Source organism: Bartonella harrusi (genome assembly GCF_024297065.1).
Classification (GTDB): Bacteria; Pseudomonadota; Alphaproteobacteria; order Rhizobiales; family Rhizobiaceae; genus Bartonella; species Bartonella harrusi.
Genome location: NZ_CP101114.1, coordinates 909,482 through 924,855 on the forward strand (window position 1 = coordinate 909,482; position 15,374 = coordinate 924,855).

The 15,374-nt window shown below is 38.2% G+C and carries 10 protein-coding genes and 3 pseudogenes; 6 read left to right on the forward strand and 7 right to left on the reverse strand.

The window, feature by feature from the left end; translation table 11 throughout:
- Positions 1-23: 23 nt before the first annotated feature.
- Positions 24-1,191, reverse strand: a pseudogene (locus NMK50_RS04250) (tyrosine-type recombinase/integrase).
- Positions 1,192-1,972: 781 nt separating this feature from the next.
- Between NMK50_RS04250 and fabD the strand changes: the two are divergent.
- From fabD to gmk, 6 genes and pseudogenes are all read left to right on the forward strand, one after another.
- Positions 1,973-2,917, forward strand: coding sequence for an ACP S-malonyltransferase (gene fabD / locus NMK50_RS04255; RefSeq protein ID WP_254770988.1), 945 nt, complete (start codon positions 1,973-1,975; stop codon positions 2,915-2,917).
- A 20-nt stretch (positions 2,918-2,937) separates the two neighbouring features.
- Positions 2,938-3,675: a 3-oxoacyl-[acyl-carrier-protein] reductase gene (gene fabG / locus NMK50_RS04260; RefSeq protein WP_254770989.1), complete on the forward strand. Its 738-nt coding sequence runs from the start codon at positions 2,938-2,940 to the stop codon at positions 3,673-3,675.
- 267 nt (positions 3,676-3,942) lie between these two features.
- Complete coding sequence (locus tag NMK50_RS04265; protein ID WP_220717519.1) at positions 3,943-4,179, forward strand: acyl carrier protein; 237 nt, start codon at positions 3,943-3,945, stop codon at positions 4,177-4,179.
- Between the two features lie 101 nt (positions 4,180-4,280).
- On the forward strand, positions 4,281-5,543 hold the full coding sequence (gene fabF / locus NMK50_RS04270) for a beta-ketoacyl-ACP synthase II (RefSeq protein ID WP_254770990.1): 1,263 nt from the start codon (positions 4,281-4,283) through the stop codon (positions 5,541-5,543).
- A gap of 128 nt (positions 5,544-5,671) precedes the next feature.
- On the forward strand, positions 5,672-6,742 hold the full coding sequence (mltG, locus tag NMK50_RS04275) for an endolytic transglycosylase MltG (protein ID WP_254770991.1): 1,071 nt from the start codon (positions 5,672-5,674) through the stop codon (positions 6,740-6,742).
- Positions 6,743-6,807: 65 nt separating this feature from the next.
- Positions 6,808-7,472 (forward strand): annotated as a pseudogene (gene gmk / locus NMK50_RS04280) (guanylate kinase).
- A gap of 86 nt (positions 7,473-7,558) precedes the next feature.
- Here the strand turns inward: gmk and rsmA are convergent.
- The 6 genes and pseudogenes from rsmA to lptF form a co-directional block, all read right to left on the reverse strand.
- Positions 7,559-8,389: a 16S rRNA (adenine(1518)-N(6)/adenine(1519)-N(6))-dimethyltransferase RsmA gene (gene rsmA / locus NMK50_RS04285; RefSeq protein ID WP_254770992.1), complete on the reverse strand. Its 831-nt coding sequence runs from the start codon at positions 8,387-8,389 to the stop codon at positions 7,559-7,561.
- Positions 8,376-9,389 carry a 4-hydroxythreonine-4-phosphate dehydrogenase PdxA gene (pdxA, locus tag NMK50_RS04290; RefSeq protein WP_254770993.1) on the reverse strand — a complete coding sequence of 338 codons (1,014 nt, stop codon included), beginning with the start codon at positions 9,387-9,389 and terminating at the stop codon, positions 8,376-8,378. The genes rsmA and pdxA overlap by 14 nt, the downstream gene beginning before the upstream one ends.
- Positions 9,389-10,345 (reverse strand): SurA N-terminal domain-containing protein, encoded by a 957-nt coding sequence (locus NMK50_RS04295; RefSeq protein WP_254770994.1) that lies wholly within the window; start codon positions 10,343-10,345, stop codon positions 9,389-9,391. The genes pdxA and NMK50_RS04295 overlap by 1 nt, the downstream gene beginning before the upstream one ends.
- Before the next feature lie 102 nt (positions 10,346-10,447).
- Positions 10,448-12,817, reverse strand: coding sequence for an LPS-assembly protein LptD (locus tag NMK50_RS04300; RefSeq protein ID WP_254770995.1), 2,370 nt, complete (start codon positions 12,815-12,817; stop codon positions 10,448-10,450).
- Positions 12,818-13,908, reverse strand: a pseudogene (gene lptG, locus NMK50_RS04305) (LPS export ABC transporter permease LptG). It abuts the gene before it with no gap.
- On the reverse strand, positions 13,905-15,095 hold the full coding sequence (gene lptF / locus NMK50_RS04310; protein ID WP_254770996.1) for an LPS export ABC transporter permease LptF: 1,191 nt from the start codon (positions 15,093-15,095) through the stop codon (positions 13,905-13,907). The pseudogene lptG and the gene lptF overlap by 4 nt, the downstream one beginning before the upstream one ends.
- Positions 15,096-15,374 lie beyond the last annotated feature (279 nt).

The following is a 15,374-nucleotide window of genomic DNA, read 5'->3' on the forward strand; positions in this document are numbered from 1 at the left end:
AATGGGGTACAAGACTCCATCTTTTAAGATTTGCTCGTGACATAAGCCGCCCATTTATCCATATAAACACGGCGCTGCTCTAAATAGTCAGTACGACGGTAGGCACGCTCTACTTTACCCCCAACCGTATGACCTAGAATGGTTTCTGCGACCTCAAAAGGAGCATCAGTTGTTTCTGCGAGCCAATCTCGTAGACTAGAACGAAAACCATGCGGACAGGCATCAAGTTCAGTTTTTTTCATATATTGTGACATACAAGTTTCACCAAGGGGACCACGACCAGTTGCAGAGAAAAAGAAATCATTGCGAAAAAGCAAGTGTGCTTGTTTTAAAATTTCCAATGCTTCATTTGATAAAGGCATGCGAAACTCTGTTGTAGCATCACGCCTTCCTTTCATATTTTTAGCAGGGATGGTCCATATATCTTCATCAACTTGATCTTTATGGATATGACGCAAAGGATATGTACGAACCCCTGTCAGAATAAGCAGACGCAAAGCCAGTTGTGTCATGATTGCTTTTTGACAGAGCATTTTATAAAAAGCCGGTATCTCTTTCCAATCCATAGCCGGTACGTTTTGCGTTTTATGGCGTTGTTTGCCTAAAAGAGCTTTTGCTTTTTCTGTTGCTTGTAAATCAACATCCAAACCCAATGCAGCAGCATGTTTGAAACAAATATTAAGGCGGTTTAGTGCTCTATAAGCTGTTGCAGCTTTTGTATGCCAGATGGGAGCGAGAACTTTGCGTATATCATTTTGTGTAATTTCTGAAACGGGGAGGCAGCCTAATTGGGGGAGAATATGAAGTTGTAAAGGTGAAAACCAACGCCCATCTTTAGCATCATTTTTGAGTTCAGCTTTACGCGTTTCGAAAGTGTCTAGAGCAATATCTTTTAAATAATGGAGATTACGCATTGCCTCACGTTTTTGTTTGTCACGTTCTTTAATGGGGTCACGACCCTCACGTAAAACAGAACGCCACCCAGTTGCCAATTCACGGGCTTGTTTTAAAGAGACATCTCTTAAAGCCCCCAAGCCCATTTCACGACGCCGCCCGTGGATGGTATAGCGATAAAGCCATTGAGCACCCCCATCTTTACGCTTATGAAGGTGCAAGCCGGCACCATCATACTATTTACCGGCCCCCAATGTTGCGACAGCTCTTGGTATTGAGACGATTCATAAGAGGCATTTTTGTTCCTTTCTAAACGGTTTTCACCCCACACACCAACCCCACTTGTGACGTGCAAAGGAATGGTTTTGATTGATTCAAGATAAGCAGGTTTGAAATGAGAGAATCTTAGAATATTCGAGCCTCTCATTCAACATGCAAAACAATAAATTATCTTTATAAATCAACGCGTTATCTCATGAAAATTCAACAAAATAAAAATATATAAACTATTAACTTTATTGTATTTTTTATAAAATGATTCATAATCGTTACGCGGAAGCTATCATTTTACCTAAAGACAAAGGCGATTTGAAGCTTCTAGATGGCAAAGTAATGATGATCAAGAGCAATCATCATCGCATTATGACAGAAGCTACCAGCATGACAGAATCTACCAGCGATCTCTGAATCTGTCGCATGACGTTATGAATGATGAGGTTCCTTTTTAGATAAAAGGCAGTTTTGTAAAAAAATAAAAAAGAGAGGATACCCTAAAATATTAGGGTAATGAAGAGAAGAAAATGGGTGCATATTACGTGCAAAATCACCACATGAATCTGTTGATCAATTGGTAAGAGGAATGGGTGCTAAACGCTTTTATTTAATGCTATAAAAGGAGAAAAACCACTAACTGGTATCTATATCGGGTGTTTTTTTGTGGGGCGTGCTTATTCAAGAGGAATATGATACTGCGCAACATATCTACAGATAAAAAACAATTATCTCTGTATAACTTGATTTGTATTGATGAATGAGATCAAAAGAAAAGAATTTAATTGCATAATTTAGGAGTCGAATAATGGTTGCAGCTTTTATTTTTCCAGGGCAGGGGAGTCAGCTTGTTGGTATGGGCAAAACGCTTGCAGAACAATTTGTTGCAGCTCGGATGGTTTTTGAAGAAGTTGATGATGCCTTAGGTGAGAAGTTATCAGATATCATTTTTCAAGGACCTGCAGATGTTTTAATGCTAACAGCAAATACTCAACCAGCATTAATGGCTGTATCGATAGCTATTATTCGTGTGATGGAACAATTGGGGCTTGCTATAGAATCAAAAATAAAGTTTGTTGCAGGTCATTCTTTGGGAGAGTATTCGGCTCTTTGTGCTGCCGGTACATTTAGTCTTACTGATACAGCAAGGCTTTTGCGCATTCGTGGCAATGCTATGCAGACTGCTGTTGCTGTTGGTAAAGGCTCTATGGCAGCCCTTATTGGTTTGGATGAGCAAGATGTAGAAGAAATTTGTGAGGCTGTTTCTGGAGAAGGAATATGCCAGATTGCTAATGATAATGGTGGGGGGCAAATTGTTATTTCAGGTGAAGCAACAGCTGTTGAAAAAGCAGTAGAAGTTGCGTCACAAAAAGGTGCTAAACGTGCGCTTCTTCTTCCTGTTTCTGCGCCTTTTCATTCATCCTTAATGCAACCTGCTGCTGATGCCATGAAGAAAGCACTTTTGACTGTTAATAAAAGCTTTCCTCTTGTTCCTCTAATTTCCAATGTTTCTGTTGCACCAGAGAGTGATCCAGAGCGTATTGTTTCACTTCTTGTTCAACAAGTGACAGGGAGAGTGCGGTGGCGCGAAACAATAGAATGGATGAGTGCTCATGGGGTTGATACGCTTTTTGAAGTTGGTTCTGGAAAAGTATTAACGGGTTTAACACGTCGTATTAACAAGGACATAAAGGGATTAACAATTGGAACAGCGGGAGAAATAGAAACAGCACTACAAATACTTAGCGTTTAATCTATGAAGGAGTCTAAAAAATGTTTAAATTAACAGGCCGTAAGGCTCTTATAACAGGAGCATCGGGAGGGATTGGTGAGGCAATAGCGCGTTGTTTTCATACGCAAGGAGCAATTGTTGGGCTCCATGGAACACGTGAAGATAAGCTTAAAGAAGTGGCTACAGATCTGGGAAAAGACGCTTTTGTGTTTCCTGCTAATCTTTCTGACCGTGAATCGATTAAGCAATTAGCTGAAACAGCAGAAAAAGAAATGGGTGGTGTTGATATCCTTGTTAACAATGCTGGAATCACACGAGATGGTCTTTTTGTACGTATGCAGGATCAAGACTGGGATAATGTTTTAGCGGTTAATTTAACTGCTGCTTCTATTTTAACACGTGAATTGATACATTCTATGATGCGGCGACGTTATGGAAGGGTTATTAACATCACATCTATTGTTGGTGTTGTAGGAAATCCCGGGCAAACCAATTATTGTGCTGCAAAAGCTGGTTTGATAGGCTTTTCTAAAGCATTAGCGCAGGAAATTGCTTCACGGAACGTCACGGTGAATTGTATTGCTCCAGGATTTATTAAGTCCGCAATGACTGATAAACTCAATGACAAGCAAAAAGAAACGATTATGGCTGCGATTCCAATGAAGCGTATGGGGAGTGGAGAAGAAATAGCTTTTGGTGCTGTTTATTTAGCGAGTGATGCGGCGGCATACGTAACAGGTCAAACGCTACACATTAACGGTGGGATGGCAATGATTTAAGTGTTTTTTTTCACATTGATTTATAAATTGTATTATTTTAGTAGTATAAGTGGAGTATAAAAATAGGTGTGTTTCCTTAATCCTCTTAATATAGTAGATTAATCAATTTGTGTTGGAATTTCAGATTGATTCATTATTTTAGGGGATATCCACAGGAAGTTTTAAATCATTGCTAAAATCTTTAGAGGTAATGCATCTATTGCTTGATTAGATGAGCCGATATAGCTAACCAAATTATAGAAAAAATATAAATTTGAGGATTTCAATATGAGTGATACAGTAGAGCGCGTTAAGAAAATTATTGTGGAGCATCTTGGGGTTAATGCAGATAAGGTGGTAGAGAATGCAAGCTTTATCGATGATCTAGGCGCAGATAGTCTTGATACAGTTGAGCTTGTGATGGCTTTTGAGGAAGAATTTGGTATAGAAATACCAGATGAGGCCGCTGAAACGATTTTCACAGTGGGTGATGCAGTGAAGTTTATCGATAAGGCTTCTACATAATGATTGAAAGGCAAAAGCATTTTACGCTTTTGCCTCTGTTTTTTGGAACTATTTTGAAAAGTAAACTTTGAGAGGTAAGTCTCAATTCAAGGTTGTAGGTTATGAGACGTGTTGTTGTTACTGGTTTAGGATTGGTATCCCCATTAGCTGGTGATGTCGAATATAGTTGGAAACGACTTCTTGAAGGGAAGAGTGGTGTTCGGCGCATTACTGAATTTGATGTATCCGATTTGGCATGTCAGATTGCTGCCCGTATCCCTTTGGGTGATGGAACAGATGGTACGTATAATGCCGATTTACATATGGCGTCCAATGAGCAGCGTAAAGTTGATGCATTTATTGTTTATGCAATAGCTGCTGCTGATCAAGCACTTTCAGATGCTGAGTGGTTCCCCAACAGTGATGAAGATCAAGTTTGTACAGGTGTATTAATTGGTTCGGGTATTGGCGGCATTGAAGGTATCGTTGAGGCTGGTTATACGCTTCGTGATAAAGGTCCACGACGTGTTTCTCCTTTTTTCATTCCAGGACGTTTGATTAATCTTGCTTCTGGTTATGTGTCTATTAAATATGGTTTGCGCGGTCCCAATCATTCGGTTGTAACGGCTTGTTCGACAGGTGCACATGCAATTGGTGATGCCGCGCGTTTGATTGCTTTGGGTGATGCAGATGTCATGGTAGCAGGTGGTACTGAATCTCCGATCAATCGAATATCTCTTGCTGGTTTTTCAGCTTGCAGAGCGCTTTCTACTTGTCGTAATGATGATCCTGAGCGAGCATCACGCCCTTATGATACTGATCGTGATGGTTTTGTGATGGGTGAGGGAGCCGGAATTATCGTTTTAGAAGAACTTGAGCACGCAAAAAAACGCGGTGCGCGTATTTACGCTGAGATCATTGGTTACGGTTTATCTGGTGATGCTTATCACATTACTGCACCTTCAGAGAGTGGTGAAGGTGCGCAGCGTAGTATGATGGCTGCTCTTAAGCGTGCACAGGTAAATGTAAGCGAACTTGATTATATTAATGCCCATGGGACTTCAACAATGGCTGATACCATAGAGTTAGCAGCTGTTGAGCGTGTTTTAGGGCATTATGCATCACAAGTATCCATGTCATCAACAAAGTCATCTGTGGGGCATTTACTTGGTGCGGCTGGTGCCGCTGAGGCCATTTTTTGTGTTTTAGCTATACGAGATAATATAGCTCCAGCAACACTTAATCTTGATAATCCATCCATGGAAACGAAGATTGACCTTGTTCCACATAAACCGCGCGAGCGAAAAATTAATACGATTCTTTCCAATTCTTTTGGATTTGGTGGTACGAATGCATCTTTAGTGATGCGGCGCTTTGGGGAATAAAACTCCTTTTTTTGTTTCTGAGTTTTCTACTTTGTAGAGATATAAGTGAGAAATGTGCGCTATGATATTTAAAAGTTTCAAGGCTAAGAGTTGTGTTCGATGTGAGAAATGGAAAATCATGAAAGGATGTGAATGATTCTTCTACAGGTCATCTCACAGAGAATGATATGTTAGCACATAAGAAACAAAAGAAGTCATCTATCGTAAGGAATCCCTTGGTCATTCTTGGTCACTTTTTTTTAATGCTCATGATGGTTATTATTTTAGCCATAAGTATTCCTCTTTATATTGGAAAAAGTATTTTTGAGGGAAAAGGTGTGACAGAAGAAGAACAGGTTGTTCTTATCTCTCCTGGAACAGGGATTCGTAAAATTGCTTCGCTACTTGAAAAGCGTGGTCTTATTCGGTCAGCTGACGTTTTTGTTTATGGGGTTGGATACCATCAAAAAACAACACATCTTAAAGCAGGTGAATATTTAATTCCAGCGCATGCTTCGATGCGGGATATTATGGATATTCTCGTGAAAGGCAAATCTATTGAATATACCTTTACAGTACCAGAGGGGTTGACTGTTCAACAAGTCTTTGATCGATTAGCCGCTAATGACATTTTAATTGGGGATCTGCCGAAAGTTTTACCTCCAGAAGGCAGTTTAATGACGGATACAGTTCGTTTTATTCGTGGAACAACGCGTAAAGAAATTATTAACAGATTGCGTGAAGGACAGACAAAATTAATCCATGCTATATGGGCTACGCGCTCACCTGATTTACCAATCAAATCCATTGAGGAATTTGTTATATTGGCCTCGATTGTTGAGAAGGAAACAGGAATTGCAGCAGAGAGATCGAAAGTTGCTGCGGTGTTTTATAACCGTCTTGCAAAACATATGCGTCTTCAGTCTGATCCGACAGTTATTTATGGTCTCTTTGGTGGAAGAGGAATACCATCTGGTCGTGCCATTTATCGTTCAGATCTTGAAAAGAAAACACCCTATAATACTTATAAAATTAATGGTTTGCCCCCAACGGCTATTGCAAATCCAGGGAAGGACTCGTTGCAAGCGGTGGCACATTCGCCAAGCAGTGATGTGCTCTATTTCGTAGCTGATGGTTCGGGAGGGCATGTTTTTTCTAGAACTTTAGAGGAACATAATGAGAATGTTCGCAAGTGGCGTGCATTAAAGACAACGCATTAGTTTTTTGAGACTGTAGAAAATGTATTCTTGAAGTTTGTAGGAAAGTAAAAAAGCAGAGCAGTATGATGACATTCTTTGAGGATGAGTTAGGTACTAAAAAAAAGAACAGCGTCGTGGTTTTTTATTTATTCTCTCTTCACCTTCGGGAGCAGGTAAATCAACGCTTTCTCGGTTACTCTTGAAAGAGGGACAATTAGAGCTTTCTGTCAGTATGACAACACGGCAAAGGCGTCCCAGTGAGGTAGACGGCCTTCATTATCATTTTATTTCAAAGAAAGAGTTTGAACGAAAACGCGATAATGATGAGTTTATTGAATGGGCAGAAGTTCATGGAAATTATTACGGAACGTTACGTGAAAGTGTTGAAAATGTGTTAAAAGCTGGACGCGATATGTTATTCGATATTGATTATCAAGGTACAGAACAGCTTCAAAAAAAAATGCTAGGGGATACTGTCTCTGTTTTTATTCTTCCTCCATCAATGAAAGAGCTTATTTCGCGTTTGCATCGTCGAGCAGAAGACAGTCAAGATGTCATTAATTTACGATTGAAGAATGCACGAACGGAAATGCAACATTGGCGTTCTTATGATTATGTTGTTATCAATGAGGATTTAAATCAATCCATGTCGCTTATTAAAGCGATTTATTTAGCCGAAACAGCAAAACGTGAGAGAAATTCTTTTCTAGAATCTTTTATTGGTGGGCTTATTACTGAAGAGGTTAATTAATATTTTGTTATTTTAAAAAGTGATAAATAAACAAATGAATATTATTGTTTGTACAACAGCAAAAACGGATAATAAAGTTATGCTTTTTAGATCAATAAATTAGCTAAAGTGATAAATTCAGAAATTGAAAGTGTTTCAGCGCGGCGTGTCCCATCAATTCCGGCTTTTCCTAGAAGCATTTCTCCTCCAACTGGTTTAAGATTTTGACGAAGCATTTTTCGTTTTTGTCCAAAAGCAATTTTTGTAATAAAGCTTAGATTTTTCGTAGAGCAGCAAAGAGGTTCTGTTCGTGGAATGATATGAACAACCGAAGAAATTATTTTAGGGGCTGGTATAAAGGCCTGAGGAGGTACATCAAAAGCAATTTTAGCAATGGTACGCCAGCCAGTTAAGACACTAAGACGTCCATAATGTGTGGATTGAGGTGTTGCTGTAATACGTTTTGCTACTTCTCGTTGAAACATTAATGTCATTGATTCATAAAAAGGAGGCCACGGTTCAGCCAACAGCCAATTTAATAAGAGTTGTGTTCCAATATTATAGGGAAGATTGGCAATAATGCGTGGTTTTTCTAAAGATTTTTCAAAGAGTTTTGAAAAATCTTGCTTCAGCGCATCATTACAAATCAGTTTTAGTTTTTGCGGATAATGTTTTTCTAGCTCTAAGAGAGCAGGTATACAGCGCTCATCGCGCTCTATAGCTGTTACCATAGCACCCTTTGCAAGCAAAGCACGTGTCAAACCACCAGGACCAGGGCCGACTTCAATAACAGGTTTTCCTTCAAGATTTCCTGCTTGATGCGCAATTTTAGATGTGAGATTAAGATCAAAAAGGAAATTTTGCCCCAAGGATTTATGAGCTTGCAATCCGTACATATTAATAACCTCACGCAGAGGAGGAAGATTATCTATTTGCATGAAAATTACTGTCCGCAAGTTGATTTGCAAGTTTAAGAGCAGAAATAAAGCTTTCAGGAGAGGCAATTCCTTTATCGGCAATATCAAAAGCAGTTCCGTGATCTGGAGAAGTACGAATAAAAGGTAGTCCTAAAGTGATGTTGACGGTGGTATCAAAGTCCAGTGTCTTAACAGGAATAAGAGCTTGATCATGATACATACAAAGAGCAACATCATATCTCTTTCTTGCAGATTTATGGAACATCGTATCGGCAGGTAATGGACCTATAACATTGAGTCCTTTCTTTTTAAGATATTCAATAGCGGGGATAATAATTGCAATCTCTTCTTTTCCCATTGTACCTTTTTCTCCCGCATGAGGATTAAGTCCAGCAACAGCAAGACGGGGTGAAGTTATTTTAAAGCGTGTTCTTAAGTCACGTTCAGTAATAAGTGCCGTTTGAATGATGAGCTCGCGCGTAAGGTATGAAGGAACTTTTTTGAATGGAATATGAACAGTAATGGGAACTGTCTTTAATCGAGATCCTGATAACATCATAACCGGATGATAACATTTATGCGAGTTTTGATAAGCCAAATCGGCTAAAAACTCTGTATGACCTGGAAATTCAAATCCAGCATCGTAAAGGTTTTTTTTTGCAATAGGACAAGTAACAAGTGCACATGCATAGCCACTTTGGATCAATTGAACGCTACGTTTAATCGCTTCAATTATTCCAGCAGCATTCTTTGGTGAAGGTAAGCCTAGTTGATCACTTTGTCGATTTTCTAGTGGTATTACAGGAAGAGCGGCTTGAAAATTTTTTACAGGATTATCTATAGAAACAGATTCTACTTCAACATTAATTCGTAAAAAATGAGCACGCGCACGAATGACATCTGGATCAGCGAGAAGAACAAAAGGCGGAATTTGACGCGTAACACGTAAATTCCAAGCTTTTAGTGCTATTTCAGGACCAATACCAGAAGGGTCACCACTACTAACAATAAGTGCAGCCATTATGAGTTTTGAATACGTGCTGACTTCCGCAATTCTTCTAAATATTTTTCGCTTAATTTCTCAAGTTTTTGTGGGCTCTTTTGTTTATTATCTTGAATGGAAAATATCAGCCGAGCCACGTAATCATCAGAAACTCTTTTGATTTTGCAGACAGCAACCGCTTCAATTCCATCAGATGTTTCTTGGAATTTTGTCATTTTTCCAGCAGGTGTTGCAAGGATGGCCTGCTCCCATGCACTGGGAAGTTGGGGTTCAAGAAATTTTCCCAAGTGACGGATAGTAACATCTAAAATGCTTCTCGCTTGATTTCGTGCATTAGCACATCCCCGAAAATGTGCGCGAAAATTGTTTGCTTCTCTTTGACGTTTTGCAAAGATTTCTGAACGAAGGTGTGCAGGAATAACAAAAACAATTCGCTGGAGTGTATATTCATTGGTTGAAGGTTTAACTCCACCATTTTTTAATATTCTGCGGACAGCTTCTTGTTCTGTAACCATACTTGTTTCGGCTTGATAGCGTGCATTAACAAGACGCCCCCATCCTATTTGTCCACGGATGTAATCTTTAAAGTGTTGCACTGTGATATCGTTTTGAATCAGAATTTGGTCGAGCTGTTCAATGGTCATATTATTTTGCGTTGCAAAATTTTCAAAAGCACTGTCAACCTCATCATTACTTACCTCAATATTTCTGCGCTTTATTTCGATATTTTTGAGAGTTTCATTGATAAGATCAGTTTTAGCCTGTGCAAGAAGATTACCTTGTTTTTGTTGGAGTCTGAGAAAAGCAGCACGTCTTTGAATATCGTAGTTTGTGATAGGACTACCGTTGACTGTGACAACAATGACAGTCTGTGCGAAAACCGGTGAAATTAAAAATCCCCTTATCAGCATGTTGCTTGCGCTCAAAGATGCAATACAAAGTAAAGCAAGAATACGCTTTTTCAATTTATTCATGTAAATAGGCCTTCGCGTTATTTATTAATTTTCATCAACTACTTAAAATATACGTTTTTTTTCATAAAAACAATAATAAGTTAAATTGCTTATACATTCTCTTTATAAATCTAATTTTGCCTTTTTTCCAATATCCGCAATTGTCCGTAATGAAAGAGAAAAATTAAAGTTTCGCAAAGGTGTTTTCTTTCTTGGAGTGTTTATTTGCTGATAACCGAATGTTAGCCCAAAACATTCATCTGTGTAGTTTAAGCTGATTCCTCGTTTTACGAATGTGCCAGATACCAAGTCATAACCGGCATTGCTATTAATAAACCAATAGTTAGCCAGTTTCATACCAGTTTGAAAAGAAATTTCTTGTCGCTCTTGTGGATATTCATAATCTGGTTGGCTAGCAATATAGGCATACTGTATAGCCACCGCCAAATTTTGCCATTTCTGTGATGCTTCAATTTCACTACGGCGGATTTTTCCAGTTTTTTTATCAAAACGTCCACGAGCTTCTAGGGCAAAACCACTCTTATGGTTTGCACCAAGCATTGCAACATAATCTGAACGTGCCACTTCGAGACTGGAATGAATACCAACATTAACAAAATCCTTTTTTGCAAAAGAATTTTTTCCTGCCAAATGAAAGGACTGTCCAAAAAGACCATAAAGAGACCAACTATTATCAAAACTTCCAGAATATCTAAAACCTATATTGGCTCTTGTCCCACCTTCTACACGGTCATAACCAGAGAACTTATCGCGTTGAAAGAGGGTGGTTGCATCAAAGATAAAACTTTGCGCATCTTCATTAGGGATTTGTCCGATATATTTTTCATCATTGCGTATAAAAATTTGTGCGGTTGGTTCTATAATATGCTTAGAATTGCCCAACGTAAGGAGGAAGGGATAACGTAATTCTAGACCAGCAGTTGCCATGCCACGAAATGCTGTATTACGAAGAGTTGAGGGGGTGTCATTTGTTATAAGAGTCGTATCGTTTTCATGTGTATTTGTTGTAATGATATCAGCACGTAAAGAGAGAAGAGGGGAGAATATAAGCCCATTGCCTGTGTTGAAGCGCTTTTTCCACTCCAGTTCATTTGTTAAACGAAAACTATTTCCCGCTATACCAGAAAGTCTAGCAGTGTTGAGAGGATTTCCGTTCCAGTCAGTAGCACTAAAGTCAGTATGACGACGATAGAGAGATTGTAGATTGCTATGGAAGGTAAGTTTTCCAGTATAAATTGATTCATTTGGCGTAAAAAAATAATCAATACGGGGGAGGACCCACGCTTGCTGAGAGTGGCGTTCATAAGTGGAATTATTTAAGTTCAAATCTTGAACTTTAAAATGGTAAAAACGCATATCAAAATAATTTTTTCCTGCAAGACCATTCAAATAAAGCTGAGAAATTTGTATAGGATTATCATAGTTTTCAAGTTTATAGGCACGGCTAAAATGTCGATCAGACTGTGCGAGAACATCCCATCCATAAGTCCAGTGGGAATTAAGTCGAAAATCACCTTTTGTTGCGAGCATATAACGATTTTTATGCTGTGCATCAATCGTATCACGGTCAAAACTTTGTGGTTTCATTTGATAGATATGAGCAAAGCGAACGTTGTAATTGCCTGTTTTAAATCGTTGACGCCATTCCCCTTCAGTTAAAAGTCCTTGTTGGGTATAGAGAGTAGAAGAAAGTGTAAAATCATAATGAGGAGCGAGATTCCAAAAATAAGAATTTTTTATTCCCATGCCGAGATAATCAGAATAAAAAAAATGAGGTGTAAGAAGACCGCTTGCACGCTTCACAGTTGGATCATGAATTTCAAAAGTTGGAAACTTTAGAATCGGTATACCAAAAACTTCAAAACGACTATTTTCAAATCGAATTTTTTTTGTAAGGTTATTCCATATAATTTTTCTTGCTTTAATTTTCCATAACACTTCTCTCTCTGGTTTATAGGAGCAAGGTTCACAGGCTGTATAGGAGGCATTGTTGAAAATTGTAATTCCACTGTTAGTTCGTTTTGCACTTACCGCTGCAAAATGAATATTGTTGGCCGTATCAATGCGTAAGGCATTTACGAATCCTTCGCCAAAATCTTTGGTCATATCAATTTGATTGGAATAAATTTTGTTACCATCTTTTTGAACAATTTCGACATTTCCTTGCGCGATAATTCGCCCTGTTTTTTGATTATAGATAACTTTTTTGGCAAAAACTTTATTGTCATCATATTCGATTTGAACATTGCCTTGTGCAGAGACAGTATTATCATCACGGTTGTAAATGAGTTCATCTGCAGAGAGTGAAAGAGGATTTACAGGATTTTGGATACGATTTTGAATAGAAGAAGGAAGGGTTTTAGCGTATACGGAACAGGATAGAGCGACAGCTAAAATAAAAGCAATAACGCTTTTAAAAACCAGTGTACTTAATTTTCTTAAAATCGCTCTCTTACTTATTAGTGCTTTCACTTAGCCATCCTCTTTATGAAGGAGAAACGAGATTCCCAAAAATAATGCAATAACGACGGGTGTCCAAGCAGCAATAACGGGTGGAATATATCCAGCATTCCCAAAAGCCTGAACGAGTACGGAAATAACATAAAGCATGAAGCCCGCTATTACGCCACCAAGAATTAATGTTCCAGACTGTCCAAAACGATTAAAGTTTAAAGAGACAGTTGCTGCAATGAACGTCATTGCTACAAGGAGTGCAGGTAATGCAATCAAAGATTGTAAATACATATCAAACTTATTGGCAGAATAGCCAAATGAACGTGCAATCATAATTTTTTTGGCAATTGGTAAAATGGAATAGTTGCTGGATTTACTAAACGTTCAGTTAAAAACTCAGGTTTTAGATTTGTTTTTATTTGAAGCGTATTAAACTTTTCAGGAGGATGCCCTATTTTATAGATTGTTCCCTTTGTTAAAAGCCAAACTCCATCTGTCAATGTTGCCTTTCTCGCATTAATCCAATTTTTGACTGTTGTATCATCGTTATATTCTACAAAGATTGCATCAATAAGAGAAAGTCCTTGATCGGTAATAGATTTAGCACCAATAGTTGTTCTACCTGAAGGTGTACGTTGTGTTAACCATAGGATAGGCGTATCATGAAAAGATTTTAGTACATTATTACTACGCCATTCAGTCATCATTTTTTCTGCTTGAGAAAACCCCCATGCGGCAAGCGGATTCATAAGAAAAATTGAAAATAATCCAAAAAGAAAAGCTCCCAAACAAGCGGGCATAAGAAATTGCCAGGCAGAAACACCAATTGAGCGCGTGACAACAAGTTCAAGTTTTCGATTAAGTGAGATCAGCATTACCATTGCAGAAAACAGGGCAATAAAGGGAATAAGTTGTTGCATGATAAAAGGGATGCGTAAAACAGAGATTAAAAAGGCGTCTTTTGCCGTATAATGTGAAAGGCTGGATAGCCGGCCAGAATTTTCTGTGAAATCGATCAAAAGAGCAAGAATAAAAATCCCTCCAAAAAAATAACAGGTTATTTTAAAATAACGTATAAAAAAATATCGTCCAAGCGTCCTACCAATCATGAGACTTCATCCGAGGGATATTGAGATTTCCGCTGTTTAAATTTACTGACCAATTTTTGAAAAGCTGTTTGGATAATCTCATTAAGTTTTGTTGGGATCCCAATTTGATGATTTGTTAAGAGAATGAAAAAAATAGTCATACCCACACCTATGGGGATAATATAAAGGAGAGGAATATATGCGAGATCATTCTTTGCTTTTTCAGCGAAAAAATATCCTATCCAATACACCAGCAAAGAGAAGGCAAGTGCAGAAAAGTTTGCAGAGTTTCCTGCTTGTCTATGTGAACGTGTATTTCCAGCGGTTACTAATGCAATTAATGAAAAAACAATTGGATAGAGCCATTCTGTGATTCTACGATGAAACTCAGCTTTATAGTGGAGAGGCTTTCGCTGATAGTAGGGATCCTTTGGATCAGGGGTTAGTAAATAAGAAAGTGGACGGTCTTTGGGATAAAGTGTGGGTGTTTTATCGTTGGGGATAAATTCACTTAGGTTAAAAGTATATGAGCTGAATTGAACGATTGAAATACTGTCATTTTGATGATTTATCCTTTCTATTTCACCGTTATTGAGGACTAAAAAATTGCCATTTTTATTGCTTACAGTTGAGGCATTTGTTGCATAATAAAAAAGATCAGTCTTAGGATCACGTTGATCCGCAATGAAAAGGCGGTTAAGCGTTCCATTTGAATCGCGTTCACCAATTTCTATGTAAAGATTATTCGCGAGTTTTTGGAAGCTGCCTTCACTAATGAAAAGGTTAATGAGATCAAAATGAGCACTCGCTAACATTTGTCGCATGTTCAAACGTGCTTGAGGAACAACAAAATTAGCGATAGAAAAGGAAGCACAGGAGGCAAAAATAGCGAGGAGAAGAATTGGTTTCCAAACAGTGCTTTTGGGAAATCCCGAAGCGTTAATGATTGCGAGTTCAGAGTCTTTATTCATTGCTGAAAGAGTGATCGTAATTGCAATGACTAATGCAAATGGAATGACAAGAAAAACAACAGAAGGAATCAATGAGAGTGAAAACTGCAAAACTGTTAGGAGCGTTTGTCTGCTTGTCGTGAGAAAGTTTATCCTTGCGAGAATTTGTACTGTCCAACTGATACTGATTGCTGCAATCATGACGGCACTAAACAGGATCATAACACGTTTCAGGATGTAGAACTCAATAATACGCATAGATTGGATAACATCCTCAGTCTTTATCTAAAAAGTAGGCATTCTACACTGCCTTGAATTAAAAATATAATCAAACTTTAAAAATATTTTTATATCTATTGCACATATTTACGAATAAAGAGTGTAGAGTTTTGCTCACTTTAATTGACTCTATCATATATTTTATTTTCGACGAGAGTCTATAGAGAAGCTAAAAAACGAGCTCAAATAGTTTTTTATGAACTTAGAAAATGACGAGAGGTCTTTTTTCTAGCTTTAGTAAAAATAAAAAAAGCCAAT